This window comes from Vibrio nigripulchritudo ATCC 27043 (assembly GCF_000222685.1).
GTDB classification, from domain to species: Bacteria; Pseudomonadota; Gammaproteobacteria; order Enterobacterales; family Vibrionaceae; genus Vibrio; species Vibrio nigripulchritudo.
Genome location: NZ_AFWJ01000001.1, coordinates 129,987 through 145,475, shown reverse-complemented (window position 1 = coordinate 145,475; position 15,489 = coordinate 129,987). Strand labels below are relative to the sequence as shown.

At 46.1% G+C, this 15,489-nt stretch carries 13 protein-coding genes and 1 other annotated feature; of the genes, 3 read left to right on the top strand and 10 right to left on the bottom strand.

Features of this window, described 5'->3' with window-relative positions; translation table 11 throughout:
- Positions 1-222: 222 nt before the first annotated feature.
- The gene (gene nfo / locus RH89_RS00585) at positions 223-1,080 is read right to left on the bottom strand and encodes a deoxyribonuclease IV (RefSeq protein ID WP_004397846.1); all 858 of its coding nucleotides are present in this window, start codon (positions 1,078-1,080) and stop codon (positions 223-225) included.
- 344 nt (positions 1,081-1,424) lie between these two features.
- Here nfo and grcA point away from each other — a divergent pair, with 344 nt between their 5' ends.
- Positions 1,425-1,802 (top strand): autonomous glycyl radical cofactor GrcA, encoded by a 378-nt coding sequence (gene grcA, locus RH89_RS00580; protein ID WP_004397844.1) that lies wholly within the window; start codon positions 1,425-1,427, stop codon positions 1,800-1,802.
- A gap of 73 nt (positions 1,803-1,875) precedes the next feature.
- Here the strand turns inward: grcA and thrC are convergent, their stop codons facing one another.
- From thrC to thrA, 3 genes are read right to left on the bottom strand one after another with little or no spacing between them, the layout of a single operon-like run.
- On the bottom strand, positions 1,876-3,159 hold the full coding sequence (gene thrC / locus RH89_RS00575; protein ID WP_004397838.1) for a threonine synthase: 1,284 nt from the start codon (positions 3,157-3,159) through the stop codon (positions 1,876-1,878).
- Positions 3,156-4,112, bottom strand: a complete 957-nt coding sequence (thrB, locus tag RH89_RS00570; protein WP_004397835.1) for a homoserine kinase — start codon at positions 4,110-4,112, stop codon at positions 3,156-3,158. The genes thrC and thrB overlap by 4 nt, the downstream gene beginning before the upstream one ends.
- A 2-nt stretch (positions 4,113-4,114) precedes the next feature.
- A complete protein-coding gene (thrA, locus tag RH89_RS00565) occupies positions 4,115-6,574 on the bottom strand; it encodes a bifunctional aspartate kinase/homoserine dehydrogenase I (RefSeq protein ID WP_004397833.1) in 2,460 nt (819 codons plus the stop codon).
- A 29-nt stretch (positions 6,575-6,603) separates the two neighbouring features.
- Positions 6,604-6,726: a sequence feature (Thr leader region), on the bottom strand.
- A 365-nt stretch (positions 6,727-7,091) separates the two neighbouring features.
- Between thrA and RH89_RS00560 the strand changes: the two genes are divergently transcribed.
- Entirely contained in the window at positions 7,092-7,565 is a 474-nt protein-coding gene (locus RH89_RS00560) for a hypothetical protein (RefSeq protein WP_004397831.1), read from the top strand.
- Positions 7,566-7,604: 39 nt separating this feature from the next.
- Here RH89_RS00560 and RH89_RS00555 read toward each other — a convergent pair whose 3' ends face one another.
- Both RH89_RS00555 and RH89_RS00550 read right to left on the bottom strand, forming a co-directional pair.
- Positions 7,605-8,090: a putative 4-hydroxy-4-methyl-2-oxoglutarate aldolase gene (locus RH89_RS00555; RefSeq protein ID WP_004397829.1), complete on the bottom strand. Its 486-nt coding sequence runs from the start codon at positions 8,088-8,090 to the stop codon at positions 7,605-7,607.
- 132 nt (positions 8,091-8,222) lie between these two features.
- Positions 8,223-8,615 carry a DUF3293 domain-containing protein gene (locus RH89_RS00550; RefSeq protein WP_004397827.1) on the bottom strand — a complete coding sequence of 131 codons (393 nt, stop codon included), beginning with the start codon at positions 8,613-8,615 and terminating at the stop codon, positions 8,223-8,225.
- Positions 8,616-8,943: 328 nt separating this feature from the next.
- Between RH89_RS00550 and arcA the strand changes: the two genes are divergently transcribed.
- Complete coding sequence (gene arcA / locus RH89_RS00545; RefSeq protein WP_004397825.1) at positions 8,944-9,660, top strand: two-component system response regulator ArcA; 717 nt, start codon at positions 8,944-8,946, stop codon at positions 9,658-9,660.
- A gap of 79 nt (positions 9,661-9,739) precedes the next feature.
- Here the strand turns inward: arcA and RH89_RS00540 are convergent, their stop codons facing one another.
- From RH89_RS00540 to mnmL, 4 genes are all read right to left on the bottom strand, one after another.
- Entirely contained in the window at positions 9,740-10,195 is a 456-nt protein-coding gene (locus RH89_RS00540) for a hypothetical protein (protein WP_004397824.1), read from the bottom strand.
- Positions 10,192-12,555 (bottom strand): aerobic respiration two-component sensor histidine kinase ArcB, encoded by a 2,364-nt coding sequence (gene arcB, locus RH89_RS00535; protein WP_004397823.1) that lies wholly within the window; start codon positions 12,553-12,555, stop codon positions 10,192-10,194. The genes RH89_RS00540 and arcB overlap by 4 nt, the downstream gene beginning before the upstream one ends.
- A 107-nt stretch (positions 12,556-12,662) precedes the next feature.
- Positions 12,663-14,396 (bottom strand): sensor domain-containing diguanylate cyclase, encoded by a 1,734-nt coding sequence (locus RH89_RS00530; RefSeq protein ID WP_004397822.1) that lies wholly within the window; start codon positions 14,394-14,396, stop codon positions 12,663-12,665.
- Between the two features lie 103 nt (positions 14,397-14,499).
- Positions 14,500-15,438, bottom strand: coding sequence for a tRNA modification radical SAM protein MnmL/YtqA (gene mnmL / locus RH89_RS00525; protein WP_004397821.1), 939 nt, complete (start codon positions 15,436-15,438; stop codon positions 14,500-14,502).
- Positions 15,439-15,489: the final 51 nt, after the last annotated feature.

Genomic DNA, 15,489 nt, shown 5'->3' with positions numbered 1-15,489 from the left:
GACTTAGGTACTTTCTGGATTCCGGCTATTTTGCAGGTTGTTTTCCCTGCTGAGGCGTTCTCCAGTGTCCTGTTCCGCGTTGATGACGGTTAGGCAGAGGCAATGGTTTGGGTACACGTCCCATTGGCAATTGACTATTCATAAGTCACTCCTCACATATGAGTTACTGATTCTGATTGTTCTCATCTCAGTATTTTCTATGAAAGATCAATGCCAACTTTTTCAGCTCGTTTCGGTATTCTGGTGGAATAATCGCAGTGCCTGAATCTCGTCTTTCCAGATTTCTGGTTCAATTGTTTCTAAGATCAATGGGATACCGTCAAACCGGCTATCCTGAGCAATATACTGAAAGCAATCCCAGCCAATCTCACCTTTACCCAGAGAATGATGTCTGTCGACTCTTCTACCTAATTCCACTTTTGAATCATTCAGATGCATTGCACGTAGGTAGTGCATTCCAACAATGTCGTCAAACGCCTTGAAGGTTTCTTCACAGGCTTCTGCTGTCCTTAGATCGTACCCGGCTGCAAATGTGTGGCAGGTATCAATACATACCCCAACACGATCTTTGTCATCTACCTGTTCAATGATTTCCGCCAGATGTTCAAAGCGCCAGCCTAAGTTGGTGCCTTGTCCTGCGGTATTCTCGATAACGGCAACCACACTCGGTACTGCTTGGTGAGCAATATTGATGGACTCCGCGATTTTAGCCAGACATTCCTGCTCAGAGATCTTTTTCAGGTGGCTACCTGGGTGAAAGTTCAAAAGTTTGATTCCGAGCTGCTGACAGCGCTCCATCTCATCAATAAATGCGGCTCTCGACTTTTCTAATTTTTCCTGCTCTGGTGCACCTAAGTTAATGAGGTAAGAGTCGTGCGGCAGAATGTGTTCGTCGCTGTACCCTAACATTTCGCAGTTCGCTTTAAACGCCTTTATGGTTTTCTCTTCCAGTGGCTTTGCAACCCACTGACGCTGATTCTTTGTAAAGAGTGCAAAAGCGTTTGCTCCTATTTCACGCGCCCGCAATGGCGCTTGATCGACTCCGCCAGCAGCAGAAACGTGTGCTCCAATGTACTTCATAGCTTCTCTTGTAATTGGTTATCGAAAGCCTTTCACCTTACCAACCAGAGCAACTGGGTTACAGAGGTTTCTGGTGAAATCTTCAACACAAATTGTAGTAATATTACAACAAAAATAACGTTTAAATATTTTTGATAGTTTAAAATAAATTGTAAATACTATGTTTTATAAAGATTAATTGATTTAACTCAAGAAATTTACCTTCCAAAAATTAAGGATTTTGGTTGTTTTTTGACGCAAATCAATATTATGATTGAGGTTATTGGCTATATAATACCTAGCTCGACAAAAAACCGAAATTTACACCAATTTTAATCACCACGTAAGTGGACTAGGAGACAGGAATGATCCAGGGTATTCAAATTACTAAAGCGGCAAACGATGATCTACTTAACTCTATCTGGCTACTGGACAGCGAGAAAAACGAAGCTCGTTGTGTAGCAGCAAGCGCGGGTTATGAAGCAGATCAAGTGGTTCCAGCTTCTGATCTTGGCGAGTTTGAAAGCCGCGAAGTGGCGATCGAAACCGCTCCTCGTATTGAAGGTGGCCAGCATCTAAACGTTAACGTACTTAAGCGTGAAACTCTGGAAGATGCAGTAAACAACCCAGAAAACTACCCTCAGTTGACTATTCGTGTATCGGGTTACGCTGTACGTTTCAACTCTCTGACTCAAGAGCAGCAACGCGACGTTATTGCTCGTACCTTTACTGAGTCTCTATAAGACTGACAGTTAAAAGAACATAATAAAAACAGCGCTCAATGAGCGCTGTTTTTATTTGAGTACTGAAAAGCGTTTACTTCTGAACTCGACGAAGTACAGCTTTCAATGCATCGAAGTCGTTATCTAATTCTTCAGACAACAGTTCCATCGCCGCGTGTTTTGCAAGCGGACCAGGAACATCAATGTCTGTTTCCAGAATCTCATCAACCACTTCTTTGAATTTCGCAGGGTGAGCAGTACACAGGAACAGACCAGTTTCACCTTCTTGAAGCTGCTCGTCCAGAACGCGGTAAGCGATAGCACCGTGTGGTTCACACAGATACCCCAGCCCATTCAGATCGCGTACCGATTCCGCACTTTGCTCGTCGGTTACTGCGCCCTTACCTAAAGTATCCAGCCCCCAGCCTTTAATCTGGCATAGCTCTTCGATTCGCGGCCAGTTGTTTGGCTGGCTGACGTCCATCGCATTCGACGTAGTCGCCACGGTTGGTTTTGGATCCCACTTACCCGTTTCCAGGTAGCGTGGCACAGTGTCATTAGCATTGGTTGCCGCGACAAAGCGTTTGATGGGTAAACCAATCGCTTTTGCCAGCAAACCTGCAGTCAGGTTACCGAAGTTACCACTTGGTACTGACACCACCAGGTTTTCGCGCTCTTCTTTGCTCATTTGAGCTGCTGCTTCAAAGTAGTAGCAGATTTGAGCCATCAAACGGCTGATATTAATAGAGTTTGCTGAGTTAAGCCCGATCTCTTCACGCAGTGCTGCATCATCAAACGCGTGCTTCACCAACGACTGACAGGCGTCAAAGTCAGCATTGATCGCTACGGTGTGAATGTTTTTGCCCAGAGTACAGAACAGTTTCTCCTGCATTGGGCTGATTTTGCCTTTCGGGTATAGGATAACAACGTTGATGTTTTCCATACCGTAAAATGCATGAGCAACCGCGGCACCTGTATCACCGGATGTTGCTGTCAGGATTGTGATTTTGCCACCGTCGGACACTGCTGCTAAAGATTGCGCCATAAAGCGGCCACCAAAATCTTTAAACGCCAGCGTTGGACCATGGAACAGTTCCAGTGCATAAACGCCATCTTTCACTTGCTTGATTGGCGCAGGGAACTGGAATGCGGCATCTACAAGCTGGTTTACTTGCTCTGGCGATAATTCTTCACCAATAAAAGCAGAGAGGATCTTGCCACTACGCGTGACAAAATCTTCGGCAAGTAGTGCATCGACATCTTCAAACTTGGGCAATTCTGAAGGGAAAAACAGACCTTGGTTACGGCCTAGTCCCTGGCGCACGGCTTGGCCAAAGGACACTTGTTCGTCATTTTCTTTGATGTTGTAAAGCTTCATAGCTCACTTCCTGTTACGGTCGAACCCTGTTTGTCTAAACGGCAAACGTGAACGAACCCTTCCTCATTTTGTACGTAATTCTGTTCTAGCCAGCGAGCAACTCGCTCAGCGACATCTTTTTCTTTGCAAATACTAAATAGCGTCGGACCACTGCCTGAAATGCCAGTTGCCAGCGCACCTGCTGTTGCAGCGTATTTGCGAGCATCAGCGAAGCCAGGAAGCAGTTTCTCACGATATGGTTCTGCGATCACGTCTTTGATCATCTTGGCGGCCAATTCAGGTTGATTGGAATGACAGGCATGAATGAAGCCTGCCAGATGACGACCGTGGGCGATGATGTCTTGACGGCGGTATTGCGATGGTAAAATCTCGCGCGCTTCCGCAGTGGATACCTTAATTCCCGGATACGCCATCACCCAGTACCAGTCGTCGAAGCAAGGCACTTCCTGTGAAATAATACCAAGCTCTTCCAGCATCAACTGAACACCGCCCAAGTAACAAGGTGCAACGTTGTCATAATGGACGCCACCGGAAATCTGTCCTTCCATTTCCCCCATCAGAGCCAGCAGCTCTGTTTCATTCAGCGGGTTTTCATGGAATTGGTTTAAAGCGTCCAACGCGGCCACAATGGAACATGCACTAGACCCAAGACCAGAGCCAATCGGCATGTTCTTTTCCAGAATCATATGCACTGGCTTCAGTTCGACGTTCTTTTTATCCAGCTCGCGTGCAAACACACGCCAGCAATCATAAACAATGTTTTCTTTCGGATTCGTTGGCAGTTTACTGACGAAATCTCCAGCTGTATCCAAAGTAAATGCTTCGCTGCCCTCTTTAACAAGGACGCGATCCCCAAGCAAGGTACCATCAACCGGGGACACGGCTGCCCCCAGCACATCGAAGCCAACACTCACGTTGCCGATAGAGGCAGGAGCATAAACCACTACACTCATTTTTATACTCCTAATTTCCAGCCTAACGTACGCATCACATCTGCGAAGACACCTGCCGCAGTCACTTCTGTACCCGCGCCGTATCCGCGCAGCACCAATGGAATTGGCTGATAGTAACGGCTGTAGAATGCCAGGGCATTTTCGCCATCTTTAATCTTGAACATTGGGTCGTTTTCATCCACTGCTGCAATGCTGACTTTGCACTTGCCGTCCAGAATTTCACCGACATAGCGAAGCACTTTCCCTTCTTCTGCCGCTTTCTTAGACAACTCACTGAAATGCGCATCCGCTTCTGGCAGACGAGCCATAAACTCTTCCACACTTCCGCTGTCATCAAAACCCGGAGGCAGAGCCGCTTCTACAGCGACGTCGTCCAGCTCAAGCTCTAGACCAGATTCGCGGGCAAGGATCAGAAGTTTACGTGCCACGTCCATACCCGAAAGGTCGTCGCGTGGGTCTGGTTCGGTAAAACCGTTGTCTTTTGCAATGTTAGTTGCCTGACTCAAAGTCATGCCTTCGTCCAGTTTGCCGAAGATGTAAGACAGTGAACCAGAAAGAATACCGTTGAATTTCTCTAGCTCATCACCCGCAGAGATTAGGTTTTGTAAGTTCTCGATAACCGGAAGACCAGCACCTACCGTTGTTTCGTACATCAGCTTGCGGCGAGACGCGCGCGCCACATCACGAAGTTGGTGGTAGTACGCCATGCTTGCTGTGTTGGCCTTTTTGTTTGGCGTAACAACGTGGAAACCTGCTGCAAGGAAGTCGGCATATTGATTAGCGATGTTTTCGCTAGATGTACAATCCACTAGCACCGGGTTGATGATGTGGTTACGCTGTACAAGTGCAATCAGGCTGGCAAGGCTGAATTCTTCTGAAGCGTGAGTCATGCGATCACGCCAGTGGTCAAGCGGCAGACCTTTGCTATCTAGCAGCAAGCCTTTGCTGTTTGCTAACCCACAAACCCGAATTACGATGCCTTTGTCTGCCAGCTTTGCTTGCTGACGCTGGATCTGATCCACCAGCTCACCACCGACCCCACCAACGCCGACCACAAATACATCAAGGAAGTGCTTAGAGTTAAAGAGATTTTCGTGACACGCTTTGATGGCTTCAGACACTTTATCTTCAGGAATCACTGCAGAAATGGCACGTTCAGAAGAACCCTGTGCGATAGCCACTACGTTAACGTTCACTTCCGCTAATGATGCGAAGAAGCGAGACGCAACACCGCGAGAGGTACGCATACCATCACCAACCAGAGTAACGATAGCTACATCATTCATAAACTCAACTGGCTCTAGCAAGCCATCTTTGAGCTCAAGTTCGAATGCATCACTAAGTACCTGTTCAGCTTTAGCTTTATCCGCCTGTTCGATACAGAAACTGATGCTGTACTCAGAAGAAGACTGGGTGATAAGAACAATAGAAACGCCTGCAGATGACATCGCGCCAAACACGCGGCTCGCCATGCCCACCATGCCTTTCATGCCAGGACCTGACACATTTACCATGGTCAGCTTGTTCAGGGTCGTGATGCCTTTGATCGCTAGGTTATCTTCACCTGTATCCTGACCAATCAACGTACCCGCACCTTGTGGGTTAAAGCTGTTTTTGATCAGACACGGAATATGGAACTGTGCAATAGGTGCAATGGTTTTTGGGTGAAGAACGGAAGCGCCGAAGTAAGACAGCTCCATCGCTTCTTGGTAGCTCAGAGATTTAAGCAGCCTTGCATCGTCAACCAAGCGAGGGTCACAGTTGTATACACCGTCTACGTCTGTCCAGATTTCACAACATTCTGCGCGCAAGCACGCTGCCAGAACTGCCGCAGAGTAATCGGAGCCGTTACGACCAAGGGTTACCAGTTCACCTTTCTCATTTCCAGCTGTAAAGCCAGGCATGATGTAAACATGATCTTCAGGAAGAGGGTTAGCACGGAAGTTATTGGTTGAGACATCAACATCGACCATAGCTTCAAGGTGGTCGCCTTTAGCAACAAGGTATTCAACTGGGTCTATTAGGAAAGAAGGATGACCTTTTGCTTCCAGTACAGCTTTCATTAGCTGAATGGAAATGCGCTCACCTTTACTGATGATGCGGGCATTAACATTATTTGGGCACATACCCAAAAGATTGATGCCATGTACAAACTGACGAAGCTGACTCAGAGAGGTCTTCAACTGATTGTTGAAACCCGCGCTTTCCAAATTCGGTACTTGCTTCTGTACTTCGTCAAACAGCGATTGAAGAGAAGACTCCAGCTCCGCGATTTGCAGATCCGCTTCGCCATTTCTGAGTGCACCTTCAATAACTGACACCAATTTGTTGGTGGTTTTTCCTGGGGCAGACAGCACCACTGCCACCTGCTCTTGCTTCGCGTTATTAGCAATGATGTCTGCCGCTCTTAAAAAGCGATCAGCATCTGCCAACGACGATCCACCAAACTTTAAAACTCGCATCCCTTCCTCCGGTATATTTTAAACCTGCATAAAAAAAGGCCTGTATCTTGTGGGATACAGGCCTTTTCTTGAAATTTCTTTCGCTTAACAGCCCGCCCCAACAGTTATAATGTCGGTAATAATAATGGTGGTGGTTACTGTTGTGCGGTGATTAAGCATGAATAATTTTTTATCTTACTGTGTACGTGTGTTTGCTTAACTTTACGTTTACCGATTTTCCTCGTCTGAGTCAATGAAAAGATTATTTTTTTTACCTTTCCCTCGGTATTTTATGCAAGTTTAAATAGAACGATGAGCCTTAATTCATATATCAATCAATAAATTATCAAGCCTTGTTCTTCAATAGCCATACGAAATCATTGAAATTGTGCATACGTCAGAAAATCGTCATTCTTTGACAAAATGCAGTGATTGAGTGAGTATGATCCCAAAGCGCGATCAATCTCTAAAAAAAGATCGTGGGTACACATCAGATAAGCTATATTCACTAAGTAGATTATTCAGCAAGGAGGCAGATATGAAGAAACCACTTCTCATTTTGAGCCTGCTTGCAATGCCTGCTATTTCTCAAGCAGAAGACCTACCAAGTTTAACGCCTGAAAAGCCATCCTCGCACAATTGGTTTATCTCAAGCCAAGCGCAACCTAATACACAGTTTGATAGCTGGCAGATAGACAGTGGTTATTCCTATAACCTGTTTGATTCTGTCGATGTTTATGTGGGTGCCAGTATCACTAACTCTGAATCCCCACGCTATAACGGCTTTTTAAGTGGTGTGAACTACAAGTTCAGTGAATCTTTCTCGGTGAACAGTAGCGTTCGTGCAACTAAGCCTTACGAGCAAGACAGCCTAAACCCTCAACAAAAGCTTATCTCTGCCGAAGTATCCAGCCGATTAAAACTGTCTGAAAACCTCGACTTGCATGCCACATTAGATTATGAAGAAATTCAAAAAGGTGGGGTGGAAGTTGGTTTAGGATTTCGCTTCTAAACCAACCTCGGTATTTCCGCTTTCAGCGGGCTGATGATCTTAAGTTACTTTCAATTCTTTCTTCGAAATAACGATGCCATTCCAATCAGAATACAGGTAATCACCTGGTTGTATCATTTGCCCCTGAATAGTCAGACCAACATCGATTTCACCGATGTCTCGTTTTTCCGTTTTGAATGGGCAGGTTGTCAGTGCTTTTACTCCTAAGTCCATTTCTGACATGGCGCCAACATCACGTACCGCTCCCCAAATCACGACCCCTTCCCACTGATTGTTTATTGCAGTGAGGGCAACTTGATCGCCCATAAGTGCACGTTCACTTGACCCATTTCCGTCCACGACCAGCACTTTTCCTTTGCCGTTCTCATTCAAGGCTTCTTTAACCTTAGAGTTATCGTGATAGCAACGAACCGTGACAATTTCGCCCCAGAACGCGCCTCTTTGACCAAAGTTCTGCAATGGCAGATCCAGTAAGGTCAGTTGGTCTTCGTACTGATCACAAAGATCAGGCAGTAAGTCTTTCATGGTTCCTCCTTGAGATTATGTTGCTTCTATAACTATATACCCAACTACCTGCACCGCTTTGATATAGCGTGAGATAGAGAGCAAGCTCACATTCGATTAGGTTATATCCATTGCCCTATATATTTCATGGCGTTAGCGAACGAATCTCACTTTTTCGCTAAACGTACCGGCACTCATTTGTTCTCCGCTCACAAAAACCAGAAACAGCTCTCCATCCTCGATGTAGTAGATGGCATTCTGCTCATAGCGTTTGGCTAGCTTTATCGCTTTTTGTAGTGATATTTCTACAATGTAGCTTTCTTCACACCACTGCTTTGTTTCATCTCCGGCCAATACTGGCTGGTGAACATGCTCTGCAAGGTCGGCTTCCAACTGCTTATTTCTTAAATTGTTGTCGAAATCCGAAACCTTTTTACTTCTTGGATTACAGGCAGTTATTACACAAAACCGATGAAATGCGATCGGCTTATCAGTGTAAAAATATGTTGCCAAATACGCTTGTATGAGGGAGCTATCAATCTGCATAAAAAATTCAACTTTTTATATACATTTACTATCTATTCTTGTTAGTTTTCTTCTATTGATATAAATCAACAAAGTGAATGGAATTGGTATTTGGGCGTTGTTAGCAAGCTGTTAACAATATAAAATCCAGTTCAACAATCGGCAGAAAGCAAGCATGACATAGGATTTGGTCTTCTTAAAATCAGACTTCCAAGGACGGCGTACCGCGTGAAGGTGGTGTTTTTTTGCGTAGTATCGTTTATTATCAAAAACACTTTACCTGTATGTTATTTTTCTGCCTAGAATTTATTCTATTAGCACAGTTTTAGTTACAATTTAGGTACCGCCAATGCAAACCCCGCAGATTCTCATCGTTGAAGATGAGCAAGTAACCCGCAATACGCTGAAAAGCATTTTCGAAGCAGAGGGATATGCTGTCTATGAAGCAAGTGATGGTGAAGAAATGCATCGTGTACTTGCCGAAAACCAAGTGAACTTGGTTATCATGGACATCAACCTACCGGGTAAAAATGGTCTGTTGCTAGCACGTGAACTTCGCGAGCAAGCAAACGTTGCCCTGATGTTCCTGACAGGTCGTGACAACGAAGTTGATAAGATCCTTGGTCTGGAAATTGGTGCAGATGATTACATCACCAAGCCATTTAACCCTCGTGAATTAACCATCCGTGCTCGTAACCTTCTGAACCGCTCGATGACCAACGGAGCTGTACAGGAAGAAAAACGCAGCGTTGAGAAATACGAATTTAACGGTTGGGAACTGGACATCAACAGCCGCTCGCTAGTGAGCCCGGCTGGTGACAGCTACAAGCTTCCACGTTCTGAATTCCGTGCACTGCTTCACTTCTGTGAAAACCCAGGCAAAATCCAAACCCGTGCTGACCTTCTTAAGAAGATGACAGGTCGTGAGCTAAAACCACACGATCGTACTGTTGACGTAACTATTCGTCGTATTCGTAAGCACTTTGAGTCTGTGGCAGACACGCCAGAAATCATCGCAACTATTCATGGTGAAGGCTACCGCTTCTGTGGTGACCTGGAAGAATAATACGATTCCAGATATTCAAAAGCCGATGCATCTGCATCGGCTTTTTTGTTATTTAGAAAATCCTCTAGGGTCTTTAGCTCTAGTAAACGCTATCTACTTTCACTGCTTCCTGAGTCAGCCAGTAGTTTTTTTCCGAATCAGTAAGCTGTAAACCAACATCCACCTTTTCAGCCTCATCCAATGGCATATCCGTACTGAATGCCACTTCCCAGCGGTTTTCACTGTGGTTTCTTACATCAATTGCCTCAATCTCAACCCATTGAGACATGTCTCCTTGCTTGATGATCAGTGCCTTAGCATCCAAATGAGCAGGCAAGTCATCACGACCATCCAGATACAAAGCGCCATGCAACATGTGCCCTTGCTCGCCCTCTATACCTGGCATTTTATTCAGCCACAAGTTCACCGTCATACGAACCGTTGTACCGGCAACTGTTTCTTGTGCCGTCGTCTTTTCCCACGGCACTGCGTTAGAATCTTGATGTTGAGCGCACCCAGCCACAGCTAACACCGCCACTAAAGCCAGCTTTTTCATTGTTGTTTTCCTTTTTCGTTTTCTAACCACGCTTTAAGAATATCGATATCGTGTTTATAGCCACCCCGGATTTCTTCAACCCAGTCATGGATGTTTTCCCACCAGGCAGCAAGTTCTGGTGATTGTGCTTTCTGAGCCACACTCTGAATATGTTTGAGTCCAATCGACCCAGCAGCCCCTTTGATCTTATGTGCTTCAGATACGATGCCGTCTTGATCTTTTGCCATCATATTGGAGTCCAACACTTCCATGTATCCCGGCATCATGCTTTCAAACAGCTTAATGCTCTCAAGGACAGGTTGTGTTCCGACGATACCGACGTAGGATTCTAACATCTCCAAATCCAAAATCTGACTGGTGAGCTGAGTTTCTGAAGATGGACTAACTTCCGGCTCTTCATTGCACACTTTTTCATCAACCACGGAAGGAAGATCGGACAGAGCTAATGCTTTTTTAATTCCTTTTACAGACAAAGGTTTACTGATAACTTCATCCATCCCTTTGCGAAGGTAATCGGCTTTGTCTTTTAGAACATTGGCGGTTAACGCAACCAAAGGCGGCAAGTGTTTGTAGTGCGCTCGGAACGATGACGCCACATCAAATCCGGTCATGTCTGGTAGCTGGATATCGAGCAGAACAAGATCATATTGTGTCGGCTCAAATTTGGCGATGGCTTCTTCACCTGTCATCGCAACTTCAACACTGTGACCAAGGCTCTCCAGCAAGGAGCGAGCAACAGTGATATTAAGTTCGATGTCTTCCACCATAAAGATGCGCAGAGACTGATTAATGTGGCTATCAATGATGGATTCTTCACTGTCGATCTCTACCAGTGGGGCTTTCAATGTCACGGTAAATGTACTGCCGAACCCTTCTTCACTGGCGGCTTCAATGTCACCTCCCATCATGTTGATTAACTGGCGAGAAACGGCCAGACCGATACCAGTGCCTACTGCATGTAGGTTGTCTTTACCCGATTTCACCTGATAATACATGGCGAAGATCTTCTCTAACTCCGCTTCCGGAATACCAATCCCTGTATCTTCAATCTCAATGGTGATCTCGGCATGGTCATCAACAATGTCGGAACTGACACTCATGACAACGCCACCTTCTTTGGTGAATTTCATCGCATTGCTGATCAAATTCCAGAGCACCTGACGAAGCCTGGTGGCATCTACATCAATTCCTGATGGCAGCTCGGTCAGTCTTTCTAAATCAAACCGCAGTCCCTTCTGCTCAGCCATCAGGCTCGATAGGCTTTCGATCTCTGCAACAAACTCGGTGAAATCGAGTGGCTTAGGGAAAAGTTCGAGCTTGCGACGATCAAACTTATCCATATCAATGATGTCATTGAAAATATTGCCCAAGCTCACTGCGCTTACGTTGATGGTCTGCATGTACTGACGCTGTTCCTGCGACAGCTTGGTGTCGAGCAACATACGGCTTAAACCTACAATGCCGTTGAGAGGAGTACGCAGTTCGTGACTGATGGTCGAGATGAACGTCGTTTTGTCCTGACTCGCTTTCTCCAGTGCATCCTGATATTTCTTACGTTCAGTAATATCACGACCAAACCCAACCAGACCAAGGTGTTTGCCTTCTTTGCTGTAGAAAGGCACCTTACGCAGTTCGAAATACGCTTTGCGTCCATCTGGGTATTCCAGCCACTGTTCGTAAGTCAGCGAGTTGTTGTTCGAGAAGACCTGCTCATCGGTTTCCACTACCTGTTGCGCCACTTCTTTGCTGTAAACATCCCACGGAGTCAGCCCGACCAGGTCATGCTCTCGCTTACCGGTCAAATCTTCCATCGCGCGGTTACAACCCGAAAACTCACCCTTGGCGTTTCGGTAGTAAATCAAGTCTGGAGAGGCATCAATGAATGAGCGCAAAAGTGCGGTTCTTTCTGCCAGTTCAACCTGAGCTTTTTCTCTCTGAAAAACCTCGCTTTCCATGTCTCTCAGCAATTGCTCTCTGGCGACTTCCACTTTTTGTCGTTCTTCAATCTCTAGATTCAACTGAAGAATGTTCTCCTGCAGTTGCTGGTTTAGCTCCTGATCTCGTGAACGCATGTCCTTGAGTTTTGAAACCAGCTTGGACAGGCGCTGTCGGGATTCTTCGAGCTGATCAACAACAACAGAAAGGAAGTACACCGCCCAGGGGGTAATGAGAAGACCAAAGAAAACGGAACGGATTATGTCGATATCATCAACCATCCCCTGTAAGGCGAGCGTAATACCAACCTGAACAAATACGGCGAGGGCAACCAGTGCCAAAGCGAGAAGAATAGAGAAACGCACAATACCCAGTTTGACCAGCAGGTCGACATAGTATTGCGCCAGATTCTTAATCGGCTTCATGAAAGCTCCGTTTAAAATGAAGAAAGCAGCGCACAGAAACCCGTATTGTAACGGGAGTTGGGAGAAGAATCTTAATGACGCCTCACATCCGCGCTAACACAATGAAATCAAACCATTTGGGATTGATTACGCCCTTTTTGTTTGGCTTTGTAAAGCGCCTGATCTGCCATAGAAATGAGCTGACTAGGCATTTCTGTAATAGCGGGAACACAAGAGACGATTCCAATACTGATGGTGATCCGGTCGGAAACTGGCGAATGCTCATGGGCGATGTTTAAGTCGTGTACGCTTTGCTGAATGTTTTGCGCAACGTTGATCGCCCCTTCAGAGCTGGTATCCGGCAGAATAAAGGCAAATTCTTCACCACCGTATCGCGCAACGCAGTCAGAGGAGCGTGAAAGCACTTTTTCAAATGTCGCCGCCAGTTCAATTAGCGCCGAGTCGCCACGCTGATGACCGTAGTTGTCGTTGTAATCCTTAAAATGGTCAACATCACAAAGCATGACGGTGAGGGACTTCTGCTGACGAACGTGTAAACGCCACAACAATTCCAGTTGCTCGTCGAAGCGACGTCGGTTGGCGACTTTGGTTAATCCGTCAATAAAGCTCAGCTTTTCCAGCTCCCGGTTCGCTTTTTCCAGTTTTTCTTCCACTAAAAAGCGTTCCGTGACATCACGAGCCATGACCAGAACACCGTTTGTACCTGAAGCCGGGTTACGATACGGTGCTTTCACTACGTCATACCAGATTGTGTCACCACTGGTACGCTCAACGCGGTCGATGTAGCGCAAGGTGGTGCCTTCCTGCATGACCTTGTCATCGCTGTCTTTGTATCTCATGTAGGCATCGCGAGAGACAACTTCTTCGACTCGCTTGCCAATCAGATCATTTGGCTTTGCCACACCAAGGGCTTCCACATAAGGCTGGTTACAGGCTTCGTAAATTCGATTTTGATTGAACAAGCCAATCGGGTCCGGACTGGCTTCAAGTATCGACTGCAGTATGGTGTCTCGCTGCGCCAATGCGATTTCTGTGTCTTTACTGCGCTCCATTTCGTCACGAAGTGCCTGCTGGGTATGGTGCCAGTCTGTCACATCGTAACTGATACCTATAGTTCCAATGACATCACCGTTATCGTTGGTGAGCGAATTCAATCGAGTTTCAAGCAAGCACGACTGACCGTCTTCAGAGGTCGTCCAGCGCTGCTGACTGTGTCTTTGTTTGCTTAGCTGTCTGGCGCTGTTTTCACCTTCTTCTGCCCGACCTTTCCAAAACTGTTCAAACGCACGGTTGGTTCCCATTAGCTCGCCTACTTTGTCAGTAAAGAAAACAGGCTGGGAAATAGAATCTAACACTCGTTTTGCGATCACTAAGGATTGCTGAGCTTCTGTCTGTTCACGTTCAGAAAGCTGATAGGGAGTTAAGTACGTTATCCAGACACTTTTGCCTTGATAGCGCGTTTTGCGTCCGGAAAACGTCAAAACGACATCGTGATGTTCGGAGAGAGACAGGTTGTGATGAAATGTAGATTGACGAGACTTTGCGTTCTCGTTCATCAGCTTAATGAGCTCATCATTCGAAACCGTATCTGGCAAAAGATACTTTTCGCCAACCCGACGAATCGCCAGAAGTTGCAGGGCTTCTGTATTGGCATCCAAAACGCAGCCAGATGATGCATCTAATGCAACCATTGCCGTTGGAGTATCATGCAGCAAAGTGATGAGCTGTCTATTGAAATGCAGGCGGGCTGCCAAAGCCAATGATGCTCCAGCCAAGATTGCCACTATATCAATTCCAAAACCATGGGTGTTATCCCAGAGCCAGTGAACAAAGTCTTCCATTATGATATTCGCCTGTTTTGCATCCTAGGATTGTACACAAAAGCAGGCATTCGTGTTCAATTGAATTCGTAGTTCTGATGAATTGAACTTCAATTATTGAGCTTTAAATATTTGGCTTTACATACTCAAACGGAGACCCGATTAAGCTGCCTTGCACACCAAGCTTATCAAGCAAACGACCAATTTCCGTCATAGCCAGCCAACGCTGTTCACACCAATCCGGTGCCAATAAGGTCGGTTTTCTCGCAGATGCACTGACACGGTGATACACCACCTCGGGAGGTGTTCTTCTTATCATTTCAGAGGCAATGTCGACATACTTCTCCATTTTTGGAGCATGCAACCGCCCTGCTTTCCAGCTTTTTGCCATGATACTCCCCTCTACTATATGAAGGGGATGAAGCTTGATGCCGTCAGTACCTACGTCAGTCACTTTGTCTAACGTATCCAGACAGGTGGCTTTATCTTCACCGGGCAAACCGACAATCAGATGCGTACAGACCTTTATACCCAGTGCTCGTGCCTTTTTGGTGATTTCAGCATAGCACTCAAAATCGTGCCCTCGGTTAATACGCTTGAGGGTTCTATTGTTCGCCGTTTGTAAACCTAGCTCAAGCCAGATCTCAAACCCTTGACTCACATAACCAGAAAGAAGTTCCAGTACCGCATCGGGAACGCAATCTGGTCTGGTTCCGACGCAGAGCCCGACAATGTCTACGTACTTCAGCGCTTCTTCATACATGGATTTGAGCACCTGAACTTCGGCATAGGTACTGGTGTACGCCTGAAAATACGCCAGATACTTTTTGGCACGAGTCACCTCGCCCGCTCTGTCAGTTAGCTGTTCCTGGATGCTTTTTACCTGTGCCTGTTCATCAGCAAAAGATGCAACGTTGCAGAAAGTACATCCACCCACGCCAATCGTACCGTCACGGTTTGGGCAACTGAATCCTCCATGTAAGGTCAGCTTATGGACTTTCTCACCATATCGACGCTGTAAATCTTGCCCAAGTGTATTTACTGATTCATGCAACTGCTTCATGACTTTTCAAATTGCCTCAACAAAAGAATCTTCTTTTAGCCTGAAAACCCA

Bases quoted from the DNA above. Each gene is read 5' to 3' on its own strand.
- thrA (WP_004397833.1), bottom strand. From the start codon at position 6,574: ATGCGAGTTTTAAAGTTTGGTGGATCGTCGTTGGCAGATGCTGATCGC.
- arcA (WP_004397825.1), top strand. From the start codon at position 8,944: ATGCAAACCCCGCAGATTCTCATCGTTGAAGATGAGCAAGTAACCCGC.
- mnmL (WP_004397821.1), bottom strand. From the start codon at position 15,438: ATGAAGCAGTTGCATGAATCAGTAAATACACTTGGGCAAGATTTACAG.
- thrC (WP_004397838.1), bottom strand. From the start codon at position 3,159: ATGAAGCTTTACAACATCAAAGAAAATGACGAACAAGTGTCCTTTGGC.
- grcA (WP_004397844.1), top strand. From the start codon at position 1,425: ATGATCCAGGGTATTCAAATTACTAAAGCGGCAAACGATGATCTACTT.
- RH89_RS00550 (WP_004397827.1), bottom strand. From the start codon at position 8,615: ATGCAGATTGATAGCTCCCTCATACAAGCGTATTTGGCAACATATTTT.
- arcB (WP_004397823.1), bottom strand. From the start codon at position 12,555: ATGAAGCCGATTAAGAATCTGGCGCAATACTATGTCGACCTGCTGGTC.
- RH89_RS00555 (WP_004397829.1), bottom strand. From the start codon at position 8,090: ATGAAAGACTTACTGCCTGATCTTTGTGATCAGTACGAAGACCAACTG.
- RH89_RS00530 (WP_004397822.1), bottom strand. From the start codon at position 14,396: ATGGAAGACTTTGTTCACTGGCTCTGGGATAACACCCATGGTTTTGGA.
- thrB (WP_004397835.1), bottom strand. From the start codon at position 4,112: ATGAGTGTAGTGGTTTATGCTCCTGCCTCTATCGGCAACGTGAGTGTT.
- RH89_RS00540 (WP_004397824.1), bottom strand. From the start codon at position 10,195: ATGAAAAAGCTGGCTTTAGTGGCGGTGTTAGCTGTGGCTGGGTGCGCT.
- RH89_RS00560 (WP_004397831.1), top strand. From the start codon at position 7,092: ATGAAGAAACCACTTCTCATTTTGAGCCTGCTTGCAATGCCTGCTATT.
- nfo (WP_004397846.1), bottom strand. From the start codon at position 1,080: ATGAAGTACATTGGAGCACACGTTTCTGCTGCTGGCGGAGTCGATCAA.